General features: G+C 44.8%; 12 protein-coding genes. 6 read left to right on the top strand and 6 right to left on the bottom strand.

Going from position 1 to position 17,741, the window contains the following annotated elements; genetic code table 11:
• Positions 1–4 precede the first annotated feature (4 nt).
• The gene (locus tag MD536_RS12045; RefSeq protein ID WP_239599749.1) at positions 5–2,434 is read left to right on the top strand and encodes a hypothetical protein; all 2,430 of its coding nucleotides are present in this window, start codon (positions 5–7) and stop codon (positions 2,432–2,434) included.
• Positions 2,435–2,480: 46 nt separating this feature from the next.
• On the opposite strand, the gene rbp is transcribed toward MD536_RS12045, so the two are convergent.
• Entirely contained in the window at positions 2,481–2,789 is a 309-nt protein-coding gene (rbp, locus tag MD536_RS12040; RefSeq protein ID WP_234866546.1) for an RNA-binding regulator, read from the bottom strand.
• A gap of 164 nt (positions 2,790–2,953) precedes the next feature.
• Positions 2,954–4,150, bottom strand: a complete 1,197-nt coding sequence (locus tag MD536_RS12035; protein ID WP_239599746.1) for a TCR/Tet family MFS transporter — start codon at positions 4,148–4,150, stop codon at positions 2,954–2,956.
• 92 nt (positions 4,151–4,242) lie between these two features.
• Between MD536_RS12035 and MD536_RS12030 the strand changes: the two genes are divergently transcribed.
• From MD536_RS12030 to MD536_RS12010, 5 genes are all read left to right on the top strand, one after another.
• Entirely contained in the window at positions 4,243–5,520 is a 1,278-nt protein-coding gene (locus MD536_RS12030; protein ID WP_239599743.1) for a sugar MFS transporter, read from the top strand.
• A 79-nt stretch (positions 5,521–5,599) separates the two neighbouring features.
• Positions 5,600–7,039: an NADP-dependent phosphogluconate dehydrogenase gene (gnd, locus tag MD536_RS12025; protein WP_239599728.1), complete on the top strand. Its 1,440-nt coding sequence runs from the start codon at positions 5,600–5,602 to the stop codon at positions 7,037–7,039.
• Positions 7,040–7,068: 29 nt separating this feature from the next.
• On the top strand, positions 7,069–8,589 hold the full coding sequence (gene zwf, locus MD536_RS12020) for a glucose-6-phosphate dehydrogenase (protein WP_239599725.1): 1,521 nt from the start codon (positions 7,069–7,071) through the stop codon (positions 8,587–8,589).
• A gap of 62 nt (positions 8,590–8,651) precedes the next feature.
• On the top strand, positions 8,652–9,383 hold the full coding sequence (gene pgl / locus MD536_RS12015; RefSeq protein WP_239599722.1) for a 6-phosphogluconolactonase: 732 nt from the start codon (positions 8,652–8,654) through the stop codon (positions 9,381–9,383).
• Between the two features lie 263 nt (positions 9,384–9,646).
• Positions 9,647–10,816 (top strand): T9SS type A sorting domain-containing protein, encoded by a 1,170-nt coding sequence (locus tag MD536_RS12010; protein WP_239599719.1) that lies wholly within the window; start codon positions 9,647–9,649, stop codon positions 10,814–10,816.
• 101 nt (positions 10,817–10,917) lie between these two features.
• Here MD536_RS12010 and MD536_RS12005 read toward each other — a convergent pair whose 3' ends face one another.
• From MD536_RS12005 to MD536_RS11990, 4 genes are all read right to left on the bottom strand, one after another.
• On the bottom strand, positions 10,918–11,283 hold the full coding sequence (locus tag MD536_RS12005) for a Dabb family protein (protein WP_239599717.1): 366 nt from the start codon (positions 11,281–11,283) through the stop codon (positions 10,918–10,920).
• Positions 11,284–11,362: 79 nt separating this feature from the next.
• On the bottom strand, positions 11,363–13,051 hold the full coding sequence (locus tag MD536_RS12000) for a CRTAC1 family protein (protein ID WP_239599714.1): 1,689 nt from the start codon (positions 13,049–13,051) through the stop codon (positions 11,363–11,365).
• Positions 13,039–14,391, bottom strand: a complete 1,353-nt coding sequence (locus MD536_RS11995; protein WP_239599699.1) for a vanadium-dependent haloperoxidase — start codon at positions 14,389–14,391, stop codon at positions 13,039–13,041. Before MD536_RS11995 ends, MD536_RS12000 begins: the two co-directional genes overlap by 13 nt.
• 5 nt (positions 14,392–14,396) lie before the next feature.
• On the bottom strand, positions 14,397–17,717 hold the full coding sequence (locus MD536_RS11990) for a VCBS repeat-containing protein (protein ID WP_239599696.1): 3,321 nt from the start codon (positions 17,715–17,717) through the stop codon (positions 14,397–14,399).
• Between the last annotated feature and the right edge of the window lie 24 nt (positions 17,718–17,741).

Raw genomic sequence — 17,741 nt, 5'->3', positions numbered from 1 at the left:
GATTATGAAGCTACTGAACTACAGATTTCTGGCCGTACTGGCAATGGTAATTTCCTGCTCCCTCGGAGCCAACGCCCAAGTGATTGACTCCATCCTGATTAAACTGGATAATGAATACCCCCAGGAAAAAATCTATGTACAATACGATAAAGCAGCCTATACCCCCGGGGAAACTATTTGGCTGAAAGCTTATATAATGGTGGGCTCAACCATCACCACCATTAGTAATAACCTCTACACGGAACTGATTGACGCGGGAGGAAAAATTCTCGACCGGCGCATCAGCCCTATTGCAATCGGTGGTGCCGCCGCCGCTTTCGATCTGCCCGAAAACCTGAAGGATTCCATTGTGTACGTTCGGGCCTATACCCGCTGGATGCTCAATTTCGATTCCTCCTTCCTTTATACAAAAGCGATTCCGGTTTTACAACCCGCAGCCAATGCGGGCGCTACGGCAAAACCTGCAGCCACCAATACACCTCAGTTTTTCCTTGATTTCTTTCCCGAAGGCGGCGACCTGGTGCAGGGTGTTCCCTCCCGGGTGGCTTTCAAAGCAACTGATAAAAGAGGACTACCAATTACCATTAACGGGGATATTCAGAACTCAAAGGGGACTAAAGTAGCCAGTTTCTCCTCCACTCATAATGGTATGGGATTCTTTGAACTAACACCCCTGGCAGGTGAATCCTATAAAGCCAGCTGGAAAGATCCCGTCGGAAAAATGCAGCAAAAAAACCTGCCAGCCAGTAAGTCCCAAGGGGTTGTGCTGAAACTTGAAAACAACCTGGCCGGCATTCAATACAGTGTGAAAAGAAAGGATGGAGAAAATCCGGCAATAGAAGCAGTGCAGGTGGTGGCACAAACCCAGCAACAAATGATTTATCGTGCTAAGGTCAACCTGACAAAATCCGCAGAGGTGAAAGCTATTATTCCTATTGAAAATGTACCTGCCGGTATTGTACAGGTAACGCTGTTCACAGAGGATAATAAACCACTGGCAGAACGGATTGTGTTTGTAAACCGCCAGGATTATTATTTCATTACCGATCTGAATGTGCCCCTGAAAGGAATGACCAAGCGGGATCGAAGTGTAATCCAGATTGATGTTCCAGACGAAATTCAATGTAATCTCTCCTTGTCCATAACTGATGCGGATATCAACCCGGTTCAAAAGGGCGAAGAAGATATTTACTCCGGTTTATTGCTCAGCCCTGATCTGAAAGGGTATATCCATCAACCAGGTTATTATTTTTCCAGCGAAGCTGATTCAGTAGCAAGGCACCTGGACCTCGTTATGATGACCAATGGATGGCGCCGTTTCAAATGGGAAGAGGTGCTGGCTGGAAAATTTCCAGAAATTAAACACAAACCAGAAGATTACATCACTGCAATTGGTAAAGTAAGTGGCCTCACCAAAAGTGAACTTACCAATCAGGAACTAACAGGTATCCTTACACTAAAAGGAGGCGGACAGCAATTCCTTTCCATTCCGGTTGCCAATGATGGGAATTTCAAACTGGGAGGTATGGTCTTTTATGATACTGCCAAACTCTACTACCAGTTCAATAATGATAAAAACAAATTGCTGACCACCAAAGCGCTGGTTGATGTCAAACCCGCCTTTTTACCGGGCGCAATTCCCTTCTCCACAGCCGGCAGACCGGTTCCTGTATTTACCAGGCTGGATCCGAAAGCAATTGAAAAATCCTTGCTGATGGGAGAAAAAAATCTCGCTGCAGCAGAAGCCGCACGTAAAGTTCAAACCCTGGAAGGTGTAACTGTAACTGCAAAAGTTAAATCCAAACAGGAAAAAATGGAGGAAGAGTATACTTCCGGATTATTCCGCGGGCAAAATGATTATACGTTTATCGTTGAAGATGACCCGGCTGGAAGAGGAGCCATGACCGTGCTGCAATACCTGCAGGGCAGAGTGGCGGGACTACAGATTTCAGGCATGGGCACAAATATGTCGATGAGCTGGAGAGGTGGAGTTCCTTCTCTCTTTTTGAATGAGATGATCAGTGATTTATCGATGGTACAGAATATTCCAATGACCGATATTGCCATGGTAAAAGTATTCAGACCGCCCTTCCTTGGTGCTCCTGGCGGTGGTAGCGGAGGTGCTATCGCTGTATATACCAAAAAAGGTGCGGCTGCCAATGATAATATTAAAGGATTAAACTTTGCCACCATTCCGGGATATGTGCCTCAAAAAGAATTTTATTCTCCTGATTACATGCGTTATGATCAACGACACGACCAGGCAGACAACCGCACTACACTATTCTGGAACCCCTTTATTATAACGGATAAAGACAACCGAAGAATTCTGTTTACCGTTTATAACAACGATATCACAAAACGCTGGAGAATAATTGTGGAAGGAGTTAACGTGGAAGGAAAACTGACACGTATGGAACGCATCGTAGAATAAATGAGAAAGAATAACCGGTCAGGTTAACCTGACCGGTTAAATCAGATTACCAGCGGCTTCCGCTGTTGCTGAAAGAACGACGGTTACCACCACCACCGTTGTTGCTGCGCTCTTCACGAGGCTTGGCAACAGTTACGCGGATAGCACGACCTTCTACCATACCACCATCCAGTTCAGCGATTGCTTTCTGGGCAGCTGCATCATCAGACATTTCAACAAAACCGAAACCACGGCTCTTGTTGGTGAATTTGTCCATGATAACACGGGCAGATGTTACTTCGCCATACTCAGCGAAAAATTCTCTCAGGTCTTCGTCTTCAACATTGAAGCTCAGGTTTGAAACGTAAATGTTCATGTAAATAAAAAAATGATAATAAAAAATGAGCGATACGATACGGGCGGGAGAAATCAGATAGCAGAATTTGCGTAGCAGAATAACTCGATCCTAACCGGGATCAATAACTCAATAACGCGGCAAAGCTAGACTATATTACTGGTTCCGCCAAATGTATCCTTATTCTAAGCTTTTCTTGCCAGCAGTCCGCTTATCAATACCAATACAGCAGCGGCCAGGAAGGGAGCTCCGGGAAAATACAACGGTGTGCCGGTTTTCGTAAAAAAAGAAAACAACCTGGTCATCAGGAGTGGGCCAACAATGGAAGTGGCGCTCATCAGGCTGGTTAGTCCGCCTTGCAATTCGCCCTGTTCACTGGGAGGAACCACTGTAGATATATACCCTTGTATGGATGGCATCGTTATGCCCCCCAGGCAATACACTACAGAAAAAACAAACATCATCCAGGTCTCCGTAGCAAAAGCGAATAGCAGAAAACCAAGGCTATACAGAAATAATCCGGTATAAATACTTCGCTGATACCCAAGCTTTGGCATTATTATCCTGATCAAACCTCCCTGCACCAGGGCCACCATCAATCCCACCAACCCCAGTGAATACCCGATCATTTGCTCTGACCACCCAAACTTTTCTATATTATAATAGGTCCAGGTCGTTTGCACCGCATGCGCTGCTACATAAATCAATACCAGCGATATAACAAGCCCGGACACCTCCGGATATTTGCGCAGTTGTTTGAACGATCCCAGTGGATTTGCCCGCTTCCATTCAAACTTTCGCCTGTTGGCTACCGACAAAGATTCAGGTAATACAAAATAACCATACAACGCATTCAGGAGACTTAAGCCCGCAGCTGCAAAAAACGGTATACGCGCTCCGTATTCTCCTAAAATGCCGCCTAGTACAGGTCCAATGATAAATCCCAACCCAAATGCAGCTCCAATCATTCCAAAGTTCTGTGCCCTGTTTTCAGGCGTACTGATGTCAGCAATATAGGCAGAGGCCGTAGTAATACTGGCACCAAACAATCCTGCTATAATTCTGCCTACAAACAGCCACCCGATAGTTGGAGCAAATGCCATCAGAATATAATCAATACCAAATCCCAATAAGGAGAATAACAACACCGGCCTCCTGCCATACTTATCACTCAGGTTACCTAACACCGGGGCACAAACGAATTGTGTAATTGCATAGGCAAAGCCTAACCATCCGCCATAATCTGCTGCGTCACTAACATTTCCATGAATCAGTTCACTTATTAATTTGGGTATAACCGGTATGATTATAGCTAATCCGGTTACATCAACAATGAGAGTAATGAAAATGAAGCTCAGCGCGGCTTTCCGGTTCTTCAACATATATGCATTAAGGACTGCAAATTACATACGGAATCGATTGCGTACGATTTATTATATCAAACATTGTATTTTAATGGTTTGAACACAGTAGCATGAACCAAACCCAAACACCTAAGAGTCAGGCCTATGCGCTGGCAATTATCGCCGTTTTGTTTTTCATTTTTGGCTTTATTACCTGGTTGAACAGTACACTAATTCCCTTCTTAAAACTTGCCTGCGAACTGGAATCCGATATGCAGGCTTTCTTTGTTACTACCGCCTTTTATATGGCCTATTTTTTCCTCGCCATCCCCTCCGCCTGGATATTGAAAAGATCCGGCTATAAAAATGGCATGGCACTCGGCCTCGCAGTAATGGCGCTGGGTTCCCTGGTTTTCATACCAGCTGCCAACGACAGGAGTTTCCCTCTCTTCCTGATTGGGCTTTTTGTACAGGGAGCCGGACTCGCTCTTTTACAAACCGCTTCCAACCCATATGCCAGTATACTCGGGCCAATTGAAAGCGCTGCCAAACGTATTAGTATACTTGGCGTTTGTAATAAGATTGCCGGTATCCTAAGTCCGCTTATACTTGGTGCCATCGTGCTCAAAAATGCGCAGGCCATTGAAGAAAAGGTTCTGGCAACTTCTGATCCCTTGCTCAAATCCGAACTGCTGACCGAACTTACCGGCAGGATCATTCCACCTTATATTGTAATCGCTGTCTGCCTGTTTATACTAGCCTTCCTGACCTATCGCTCCGGATTGCCTGAAATTGAAGAACCCAAGGAGGAAGCTTCCGGTAACAATCCTACGCGCGCGTCTGTCTTTTCCTATCCACATCTGCTCCTTGGCGTACTTTGCCTTTTTCTATATGTTGGAGTGGAGGTACTGGCCGGTGATGCCATCGGAACCTATGGCAAAGCAATGGGCATGAGCCTGGATGAAACCAAATATTTTACTTCCTATACCCTGTTCGCTATGTTGTTGGGTTATATCATCGGCATTTTCACGATTCCAAAATACCTTTCCCAACAAGGAGCACTTCGCTATTCAGCCATTCTTGGGCTGTTGATCTCCATCGGTATCTATTTTGCTTCTGGATACACCGCTATTTTACTGATTGCAGCACTGGGACTCGCGAATGCACTTATGTGGCCAGCCATCTTCCCGTTGGCAATCGACGGTATTGGAAAATATACGCAGATCGGTTCTGCCTTTTTGATCATGGGCATTGCCGGTGGTGCAGTAGTGCCCCCTTTATACGGATGGCTTAAGGATACGCAAGGCCTCTCCAACCAGCTTTCCTTCTTCCTTTGTTCAGCTCCTGCTTATCTGTATATCCTCTATTACGCAGCCAAAGGATATAAAGCCGGTAAAACGTTTGCATAGGTTTCGGAAGTCTTCGGGAGAATGCTGACCAATGGTTCGGCATTGCTGCTTACCTTTGCGGCCAATCCAACCAACTGCAATGGACAACCAAACCTTTGATTTCGGTATGGTAGGGCTCGGTGTAATGGGCCGCAACCTCCTGTTAAATGTTGCCGATCACGGCTTTAAAACCATCGGTTTTGATAAAGATTCCCAGAAAACACGGGACTTTGAAGCTGCTGCCACCCCCGGCACCACAGTAAAAGGTGTGAATACCCTGGAAGAAATGGTGGCGCAACTTTCTTTGCCCCGCCGCATCATGATTCTCGTTCCCGCCGGCAAACCCGTTGACGATGTAATTGAAAGCCTCTTACCACTTATTAGCCAGGGCGATATCATTATTGATGGTGGTAATACCTACTATACGGATACACTTCGCCGGTATGAATACCTGCAACCCAAAGGAATCCATTTTATCGGGATCGGTGTTTCCGGTGGCGAAGAAGGTGCCCGAACAGGTCCTTCCATGATGCCTGGTGGAGATGAAACCGCCTGGCAACAACTGAAACCTGTCCTTTCTTCCATAGCAGCCAAAGTAAACAATGAGCCTTGCGTGGATTATATGGGCAAGGGCGCTGCTGGCCATTTCGTGAAAATGGTGCATAACGGCATCGAATATGCGATCATGCAGCTCATCTGTGAAACCTACGACCTTTTGCGTCGGGGTGGAAACTTCAGCAATGAAGAACTGCACCAGCTCTTCACCACCTGGAATGAGGGCGAATTGAAATCCTACCTCATTGAAATTACCGCTGCCATCTTCCAACAGATGGATCCTGAAACAGGGACTCACCTGGTAGATCAGATTCTTGATAAAGCAGGTTCCAAAGGCACTGGTAAATGGACTTCCCAGATCGCGATGGACCTGGGAGTTGCTATCCCTACTATTGATATGGCCGTAACCATGCGCGCCATCTCTGCCTTAAAAACCGATCGCTTAACCGCTGAAAAACTACACAGTGAGTTAAGCAGCCGACATACCCATGCATCCGCATCTGAATCGCTGTCACTTGATAAAAACGCATTGGCAGAAGATTACCGCAAAGCACTTTTTGCAGCAGTAATTCTTTCCTATGTGCAGGGTTTGGCCATGCTGCATACCGCCTCCAAAGAATTGTCGATGGATATTCCATTGCATAACGCCGTTAAAGTATGGCGCGGTGGGTGTATCATCCGGTCTACCTTGCTGGAAACTTTTTACGAAGCCTACCTGCGAAACCCTGCTATAAGCAACCTGCTGCTCGATGACAAAATCGCAACTGTTGTAACCAGTCAAATCAGCTCGCTGCGGAAAACGGTAAGCCTGGCTGCATTGAATGGATTTACGGCAGGTGGACTCATGACAGCTCTTAGCTATTACGATGCGTTTACTACCGGCAGATTGCCGCTGAACCTCTTACAGGCCCAGCGCGATTATTTCGGTGCTCATACCTATGAAAGAGTGGATCGCGAAGGGAAATTTCATACTCAATGGACCTGAGAACTGCAAATTCAACAAACTCAAAAATCATGTCTGCTACTCATAAAAGACCTGCCTCTTCTCTGATTTTTATCTTCGGTGGAAGTGGTGATCTCAATCACCGTAAACTTTCTCCTGCCCTCTATAATCTCTTTATCGATGAATGGATGCCCGAAAAATTTGACATCGTGGGTATCGGCCGCCGGCCTTATGATAATGAATCTTATCGCGTTCACCTCTTTAACGGGATTCAGCAATTCAGTCGCCGTAAAGATGACCAGGGAGGAAAATGGCAGGTATTCGCCAATCATGTTGCCTACCTCCAGATGGATGCCGAAAAAGAGGAGGAATATGAAAAGATTGCAGAGATCGTAAAAATCAAGGAGGCTGAATACGGAGAGCACCCCAATGTGATTTTTTACCTGGCTGTAGCACCCCAACTCGTGCCCGGAATCGTTAGCAAACTGGGACCGCTCAATATCTGTGCAGACACCAAATGCACCCGTGTTGTTGTAGAGAAACCATTTGGTCACGATCTCGCTTCTGCCCTGGAGCTGAATAAGCTGCTCGCCGGTATGTTTGATGAAAAACAGATTTACCGGATCGATCACTACCTGGGAAAGGAAACCGTTCAGAATATCCTCGCAATGCGTTTTGCCAATGCACTATTTGAACCCATCTGGAACCGGAATTATATCGATCATATCCAGATAACTGCTTCCGAAACAGTAGGAGTAGAAGGAAGGGGCGATTTTTATGAAAGCTCCGGCGCCCTTCGGGATATGGTACAAAACCATATCCTCCAGCTGCTTTGCATGGTAGCCATGGAAGCACCCGTAAGTTTCGATGCCGACGAGATCCGGAATAAAAAAGTAGATGTATTGCACGCCATCCGGAAGATTTCCAAAGAAGACGTTCATAAAATGGCAGTACGCGGCCAATACAGTGAAGGCTGGATGAAAGGCCAGGAAGTGGCAGGATATCGTCAGGAAAAAAATGTAGCTGCCGATTCACCGGTGGAAACCTTTGCAGCAGTCAAGTTTTATATCGATAACTGGCGCTGGCAGGATGTTCCATTTTATGTACGCACGGGCAAACGAATGGCGGACAAGGAAACGATCGTAACCGTTCAATTCAAAGCTGCTCCGAATTATGCTTTCCCACCGGAATCTGCTGAAACCTGGAGAGCAAATCGCCTTACCATCAGTATTGCTCCGGAAATGGATATCCGCCTGCGGTTCCAGGCCAAGCGACCCGGACAAGATCTGACTCTGAGCCCGGTAGATATGATTTTCAGTTACCAGGATGCTTACGAAGAACATGAACCCGAAGCGTATGAAACTTTGCTCCTGGATGTGATGGAAGGAAATGCTACACTTTTTATGCGGGAGGATCAGGTGGCAGCTGCCTGGAAAGTGATTATGCCTATCCTGGAAGCCTGGCAACAACGCCCACCGGTCGACTTTCCGAATTATGCACCAGGCTCCTGGGGACCAGAAGACTCCGAGGCCCTGATCGCAAGGGATGGCCGAAACTGGGCTTCCCTGCCAGAACCCCATAAAGAACGCTAACCCTCACCAGTCGGGTGCTATCCGCCATAGGCGGACAAGCTCCGACTGGTAAAACAAAGTATATGCAACTCCATGTTTTCTCCAATGCAGAAACAGTAGCAACCGAAGCAGCACATTTCATTGTTCACCGGATCAAGGAAGTGCTGAGCCAACAGGATCGGTTTACGATCTGTTTATCAGGCGGTTCCACACCCAAACGCCTGCACCAGTTATTGGCGGAAGATCCCTTACAAAGCCAGGTTGATTGGAGTAAAATCCATGTATTCTGGGGAGATGAACGGTATGTACCCCTTGAAGATGAGCGCAATAATGCCAGGATGGCCTATGACACCCTCTTAAATAAAGTGAATATCCCGGAAGAGCAAATCCATGTTATGCGGACGGATTATAATAGTCCGGCTGATGCGGCCGATGCCTATGAAAAAATTCTACACCAGTACTTTGATAATCAACCACATAGCTTTGACCTCCTAATCCTTGGTATGGGAGATGACGCTCATACGCTTTCTCTTTTCCCAAATACAGATGTAATTCACGAGAACACGCGTTGGTGCAGTTCCTTTTTCCTGGAACAACAGGATATGTTCCGGGTAACCATCACCCGGCCGATCGCCAACCGATCCAGCTGTATCTTATTCCTCACCACCGGGGAGGGCAAAGCAAAAGCATTGGCTAACGTATTGGAAGGACCAAGAAATATCGACCAATACCCTTCCCAATCTGTTCAATCCACGGAAGGATCCACCATCTGGATGGTGGATGAGGCTGCGGCAGCAGCACTGGAACGTCGTTGATCCCTCTCCCTGAATTCCTGCAGAAAATACGGTTAGGCCCGAAGAACTACGGTTTTTTTTGGGTAAAAATGCTATTCATCGAAGAAAATCGCCTTATCATCGAATATAGGTGCTTACCCTTAGTAAAATTCATCTAAGTGTTTACCTTTGTGTTGTCATCGGTAGAAACCTTAGACCGATCTACAGATTAAGCCTTATCAACCCTATACCAGAATCGATCCTCGTCCTACCAAAAGCCGATTAAACAATTAATCGTACCAGAAATGAAAACTATTTTTTACAAGAGCATGCTCGTGCTCTTCCTGACCATCTTATGCGCTGTTTCCAGCCAGGCGCAGTTCTCTAACGGAGCTATTCCCGCTAACAGATCAAATGCTTTATTGGCTCAACGTTTTCAGGGTCTTCATCCAAACGAAGGTGACGCTGAAGTAATTTATGGGACACCGGACTTAACAGCAAGAGGAAATAGTGAAGATTTTGATTTTGAAAATGAATCGGAAATCCGTTTCACAATTAGCTATAACCCCTCAAGAGATGAATTCACCAATAATGTGGATACTTATGACAACAGAGGACGTCGTGAAGACAGAGGAAATGGAAGAATTAATAACCTCCGCAACTTTTTAGGGAATCGTAAAAGTGCAGATCTGGCCAATATGAATTACCTGCAATTAGATATGGGTATTGGTAACAATGGAAATAACCGTGGCACTATGACCATCGATCAATTGGTATTGAATGGAAGGAATATTCAGGAGACCTATACTGTAAGCCGTGGTGATAATAACTCAGTGTATCTTCTTGATGCTACACTTGCCAATGGATTTACACTGACTGGTCGAATCCGTACTTCTGGAAGCTTTCAAAGTAATGGCAACCAGCGTCGAAATAATTTTGTTCAGTTTTCAACCGGTTACTTCTACGACTTTGCAACTCTTCCCCTGGAATTCACCAGCATCAAAGGATTTGCAGAAAACGGTCAGAATCGTATCAACTTTACTACCGCCGATAACCACGAGGCTAAAACTTTTTATATCGAGCGTTCCGAAGATGGTATGAAGTATGAAACAATCGGCCAGGTGGCTACGGTTAATGGTCGCACCGGTCAATATACGTTCATTGACAAAACGCCTTTACAGAATGGATTCTACCGCGTACGTGGTGTAAATATCCTGGATCGTATGGTTTATTCAGGTGTTATCCGGATCAATCAAAGCTTCAGCACCATGCGTGTTATCAACCAGGTTGGCCGCACGGAATTAATATTTTCTGAGTCGAAAGCAAGAAATATCAAATTGTTCTCCTTCTCAGGTCAACTTGTAAAACAAATCAATTTCAATAGCAACCGTCACGCTTTTGATCACCAGGGACTGCAAAAAGGTATGTACGTTATGCAGGTAAATGGTGAAGCCATCAAAATCATGGTGCTTTAAAATACTACACGGTTCGATTAATTTGGAAGGTGTAGAGGATCACTTCTGGTAGAGTTCCTGGACTGTCCGTTTTCTAACAAGCGCAGCCAGGAATCTTTTTTTTATTTGGCCTGAACACTATCGTACACCACCACTTTCTCCCAAAGCATGCTGCATTCCTCAATAAACTTGAGATGTATGGGATCACTCTGGTAAACTTCCTGATCTGCATCATTTTTAAACACCAGCAGCCAGGAAACCTGATAACTGCGTTCAATCACCTCCCGATTGGTTGTTGCCGGAACACCGATATGAGCTGATTCAATTGTTTTAGCCTTGGTCAGTTTTTGTAAACCCGCTATCAGCTTTTGTTTGTCTTCCTGGCTATCAGGATTTTTAAGCCAAAAAAATACATGATGAATAAACTTGTTCTTAAGTTGGGCAGTATCTCCTTCCATAGAGGCAGCGCTAAGTCCAAATCCGCTCATAATTGTAAGTTTTCCGCTTGACGAAATAAATTCCCGACGGGATTGTGTATCCATATTTGCTTGCTTTAAAGTGTTGAAACTACGATTTTTTTTTGCGCAGCGCCCACACTGAAAATCCAGCCAGCACAACCCCAAAACCTATCAGCCAATACATCCAATTCATTTTTTTTACCGGCTTTGGTATTTCCCTGATCACCAAAAACTGGTTGGCTTTCACATTCGTGAGTACCTGCGTATTTCCTCCTGTCCATTGCACAATCAGAGAATCAATTAATTCACTAGATCCTACCCCGAAATGTGCATGAATGGAATTCTGAGAAACATGACTGGATCCGCCGCCATCAATTTCGCGGATCATCGCGGTTTTTCCGACTACCAGTTTAACCCGGGAGCCAATCCCGTTGGACTCTGCATCTGTACCTTGCAGCGCTACGGAGATCCAGTTCCCTGTTTTCGAATCATTGCGGTATAAGCGGGTAACAGAACTTGCTGGGTATTCGGGGCAAATTGCTTCCTGGTTAACTACGAGAATATCAAGATCGCCATCTTTATCATAATCAAATACCACGGAGCCTCTGCCCATACCATAATCCTGCAAGCCAACAAGCCTTGCAATTTCCTGAAATTTACCTCCCGTATTTTCGAAAAAATAATCGCCAATGGGATTACAATTGGGATTCAGATCGCCATTAGCTACATATAAATCCAAATCACCATCCTGATCAAAATCTGCAAAATTGGCACCCCAACTAATGGCGATATAATTACAACCCAACTCCTTAACACGATTTACAAAAAATTTCCCTTTCCCCTCATTTACCATAAACCAGTTAAACCGGATATTGGTCATATAATAATCCATCCAGCCATCATTGTTGAAATCACCCGCAGCTGCACTCATTGAGTTGATCCGTAAGTCCATTTGTGTAGGTTTACCTACTTCCTGAAAATAAACGGAAGGGTATTTATTTTCATACATGAGGTTGGGAGTACGTTTATATCCAAAATCATGATTGATATACAAATCCTGATCGCGATCATTGTCAAAATCGGTGAAGATCCCGCCAAATCCAAACCCTGCTGTATTCAAGCCATACCCTGCACCTACTTCCCTAAATCGTTTTCCTTTTTCATTAAGAAATAAATAACCCTTAGCTATCTGATTCGCACCTACCACTGTTTCATCAGTAATGCTCGCCAGGTTACCTGTAAACTCATTGAAATAGTTACCAATATAAAGATCCGGCCAGCCGTCTGCATTGATATCGCCAAAACTTGCAGCAGTACTAAATGAAAGTAGTTCTCCGAAACCAAATTCTTTGGTTACATCCAGAAACCCTCCTTTCCCATTATTTAAAAACAGCAAATTAATCGCGCGCGGAATAGCAGGTGGGTTCTTAATGGTGGTCATTGTAGTGACCACCAGATCCGGCCAGCCATCCCGATTGATATCCGCACTTGCCACTCCATTGGTAACATAATTCCGGGTAGTAGTTAACCCAGATGCCTCCAGCATCTCGCTAAACGTTCCATCCCCATTGTTTTTATAAAGCTGATCCGAATTTTTACCCCCTGTAATATACAGGTCTTCCCATCCATCTTTATTAAAGTCAAACACACAGGCACCACCACCAAACAATCCCTCATGTACTTTATATACATGCCGGATACCTGCTTCTGAACTAATATCAGTAAACTTCAATTGCGCCATTAAGGGAGAAAATGCAAGCAGTATTAAGCCGTTCAACAGGACAATTATTTTTTCCATTTCAGGCGATTTACATTTTGACCAATTTCTTTTCCTTTCTCTAATCCTTTTTCATTATCCATGGGTACATGAATACCTCCATAAAAACGTGAATTAGCCGTTTCCTCAGCAGCAGCCCAAAAGGAGTTAAAGGTTCTTATTTTAAAACCAACTTTGCGAATTGGATCTTCCGGTTTCCCCACATGTGAGCTATCCGTAAACCGAAAGGACTCTCCATACAAGTCTGTAAGAACTGTTGCTGCCGCTGCTGCTTGAATAGCATGCCCTGAAGGGAAGGCTGGAAATGGAGGATCCGGCCAGAAAGACTCCCAGCCTGGATCAATATGTTCTGGTATATAGGTATTGGCTCTCTCCGTATAATATTGAAATTTCCACTTCCAGCAATTTCTGAAAGCATCTGCAACGGCAATGCCTATGCGAGCATAGGTTTCTGCACAAGTGATCAGATCCGGCTGCTGCTGCCGGATTGCTATCGTTCCTAATGAGTAGGAGTGACCAGGTGGGGTAAAACTTACATCAGGATCATCGCCCCACCAGATAGCGGCTTCCTTTTCCTCCAGGGTAAGCATTTTATTTTTTTCATACACCTGACGGAACTGTTCAAAATACGGAGATCCGGGTGTCGTATCATAGGGCAACGGCACCGGTGCCTCTATCACTGAATCCGCTACCAGGAAACAACGGTTTTTACCCCAATGCGGATGAAGTGGATAATGACTGAATGACTGGGCATACAATGGTGGCTTCCATGAGCCTGGAAATGTCCGGATTGGCAACTCCTTGTCAAAGTTTTTTAAATAGGCCCTGTGACCACCATCCGTTTTTGACCACTCAAAGATTTGCCTGGCGATGGTTCTGCCATATTGAATGGATCGCGAGAGCTGCACTTCATCTTTCACCTGTTTTCTCCATCGCTGTTCAATTGCTGCTTCCAGTGAGTCAATTCGCTTTTTATTGGCAGCACTGGTTTGTATATAAATAGATCGGAGTATTTCTGCTTGTCCTGCATTCAATGCAAGTTGCCAATTGTAAACAAACCCTTTTTCAGGCAGGGCCAGTAAACCCAATCCATTTAATTGTGGGGCAACTGATTGGTGATCAGAATACCCCTGTACGATCGACTCGTACATCGTAAGTCCGATATATCCAAAGGCTCTGGACGCAAATGTTGGTGAATTGGAAGGTGTGTTTTGCGTCAGGTAAGTTGTCATTTCTGCCCATGTCGTGGTCAGTTCCGCATCCGTTGGTGGAGGCAATACAGAGGGCTTGCAGGCACAAATTAGAATCGTCCACAATAAAAGTGGCCAGCAATACTTTCGGTTATTGACTCCGTTCAGCATTTTGCTTATTTTCTTATTGTTACTGCTTTTATTCGTTCACCAACTACTCCAATTAATATTTTATCATTTACCTGAAGAATGGATCGGATGTTTCCACGAATAGCCAGTCCGGATTTTCTATTGGAAACCCATTCAAATCCTCCCTTCCCATCCCCCTGCAGTATTCCGCCATAGGAGGCATCCATCTTGCCCAACCGGATTTTGGCTGATCCACTGTTGCCACCGAATAAAATATCCAGGTGACCGTCACCATTGAAATCCAGGGGTTGAATGGCAAATACCGGCGAGTATTGTACCTCAGCAGGCAAGGCTGATTTCACCCATTTTCCATTTGCAGAACTTAGGTAAAGGACCGTCTCCGTTTGAGTTGCCTGTAAATAACCTGCTTTATCCATTGCTGGTTTGTCCAGTAAATCTTCCATTGTTATGTCCGCATAACTTTTGAAACTGGAAAATCGCTTACGCATCACCGGTAGCTGTCCTATCAATTCATCACGTGTGAGATAAGGGTACTGTTTCCCCTGCAAATACGTACTGAATATGGGATCAACTGAACCATTCCCGTCAAAATCGGCATAATACATTTCAGCAGGTTCCTTTTTACTGATACGTATTTGTGTATTCAGTCCCAGGTTACCTGCCAGTAAATCCGGTTTCCCATCTTCATTTACATCGGCTGTCACTATTGTATTCCAGAATCCTGATTCAGCATCCGGTAAAAATTCAGCAGTACGATTTTTTAATTTTCCATTTTGATTTCCAAATACGGATACCGGCATCCATTCACCTGCTACAATCAATTCTTTTTGCTTGTCGCCATTTAAATCCACCCATACCGACGTTGTTATCATGCCTATTTTTTCCAGCTCCGGTGCCAGTTCTGCGGTAGCATTCCTGAAATTACCCTTTCCGTCGTTCACCAGTACAGCAGATACCGGAGCTTCCGGATACCGGCCGGGTACCACCCTACCTCCTACAAATAGATCCAATGAACCATCTCCATTGATGTCTTCAACAACAACTGTAGAACTACTGGAGCGCAATTCCGGCAATCCGGGCGATTTCAAAAACTCCAGTTTACCAGAGTTAATATACAACCGATCCTGCAGCCTTTCGTCCCCAGGCTGAAAATCATGATACCCGCCACTTGCTATATAAATATCCGCATATCCATCTCCGTTAGCATCAAACACAGCTATTGCTGCATCCTGGTATTGTTTATCCTGCTCAAATATGGGTATTCTTTTTTGCGTAAAGCCTCCCCCTGCTGTCTGAATAAACAAAGTAGTAGGTTCACCCGGAGCACCTCCTATCAATATATCCTCCAGTCCGTCCTGGTTGATATCGGCCTTCACCATACAGGTACCCTCATTTGAAAACTGGTGCAATAACAGCGATTGCCGGTTAAAATCATTGATTGTATTGTCTGCCATGCTATGTCTAACCGGACTTTCAATTGATCTGAAAATGGGAGCGGATGCATCTGGTAACCGGGGTTTTTCAAGTGCTTCTTTCTCCAGTAAGGTGACAACCTGATTTATGCCAACCTGCTTCAGGACCTGCACCTTTCCACTGTTCCATGTTACAACCAATGAATCCACTATGGAATCCTTACCGGTTCCAAAATGTAACTGATAACTTACATTGGATAAATAACCCCTTGCAGGATATTGCTCCAGCACCTGCATACCCTGCTTACCGTAACACACCACCTTTGCTCCAATACCTAAGGTATTTGGCGCATCGCCCAGTAATTTAACTCCCAGGTAGTTATTGTCATTTTGTGCAGCAGCAGTATTCCGATATACAAAAGCAGGCTGGTTGATATTATTAACAATCAGGTCCAGGTCACCATCCTTATCAAGATCGGCATACACGGCACCATTACTATTGGATACCTGGTCCACTCCCCAACTGGAAGCCATATTTTTAAAACCGGATGTCCCGGTATTTTTAAAAATGTAATTCCTTACATTGGAAGATGGCATTTGCTGAATAATTTCCATTACATCCTCCCGTTGCAATCTTCCCTTTTGTTCTATATAGGAATTCATGTAATGAATAAAATCAAGGTTGGTAAAATCCTTCAGGTAACCATTTGTTATATGAAGATCTTTCCATCCATCATTATCAAAATCAGCCAGCAGGGCCGACCAGCTCCAATCCGTGTTGGAAATCCCCGCTTGCTGTCCTATTTCACTAAAGGTTCCATTGCCATTGTTCAGGTGCAACATGTTGCGCATATACTGGTAATAGAAACCATTATTCAGGTTCACAGAAAACTTTTCGTAATTATCAGGCGACATCAGCAGTTTTTGCCTGCGGTTATCTTCAGGGAGCATGTCGAGGGTAAAAATATCCGTCAACCCGTCGTTATTAATGTCTGCCACATCATTGCCCATTGAAAACTGACTGATATGTCCCATGGCTGTTTCCAGCTGGTTGATAAACCCTCCTTTCTGATTGTTGATATAGAGAAAATCAGGCACTGCATAATCGTTTGAAAGATAAAAGTCAGGCCAGCCATCATTGTTGAAATCACCAATTCCAATTCCCAATCCGTAACAAAGTTCAGAACCATTAATACCCGAACCAACAGTTACATCTGTGAACCTTCCATCCTGCTGCTTAAAAAGCCTGACTCCTTTCTCGGGATTATCCTGTTCGTTCATCTGCTTTGTCTGAACATTGTTCAGAATGGGAAGATTCTTGGGATTGTGATTCATCAACAGCATATCCAGATCGCCATCCCGATCATAATCAAGAAAATAGGATTGATTGCTGAAGCCCGTTTGTGCAAGTCCGTAAGCTTCTGCTTTCTCTTCGAACACCGGAATACCCGACGGAGTATTGCCGGTATTGATAAACAATTGGTTCTTTCTTTTTTCCGCCGGCATGGCACCGGAATAACAAAGATAAATATCCAGCCTCCCATCCCCATTGATATCTATAGCATTCACGCCGGATTTCCAGGGTCCGGGTCTGCCACCTGCCATTGATTGCAGGGTGATATCTTCAAACTTAAAATCACCCCTGTTGAGGTAGAACTTATTCTCTCCCATATTGGAGCTGAAGTATAAGTCCTCGAGTCCATCTCCATTGAAATCACCGGTTGCAATCCCTGCCCCATTGTAAAAATATTCATACATCAGGATGTTTGTATTCAACCCTTCCGTAAGTCGGTTCTCAAAGGCAATTCCGGTTTGTTCTGCCGGTAATAATTCAAAAAGGCCGTTTTCAGCCTGAGTGGAAGCCGGTTCGTTTCGGTTATTGCAAGCCGTTAAATAAACGATCAGTAGTAGTATGAGTGAACAAGGTGATTTCATGAAACAGTTCTATATAAAAAGAAT

The organism is Flavihumibacter cheonanensis (assembly GCF_022352215.1).
In the GTDB taxonomy this organism is placed as follows: Bacteria; Bacteroidota; Bacteroidia; order Chitinophagales; family Chitinophagaceae; genus Flavihumibacter; species Flavihumibacter cheonanensis.
Note: the sequence above shows the minus strand (reverse complement) of the source record. Positions and strands in the feature narration are given on the sequence as shown.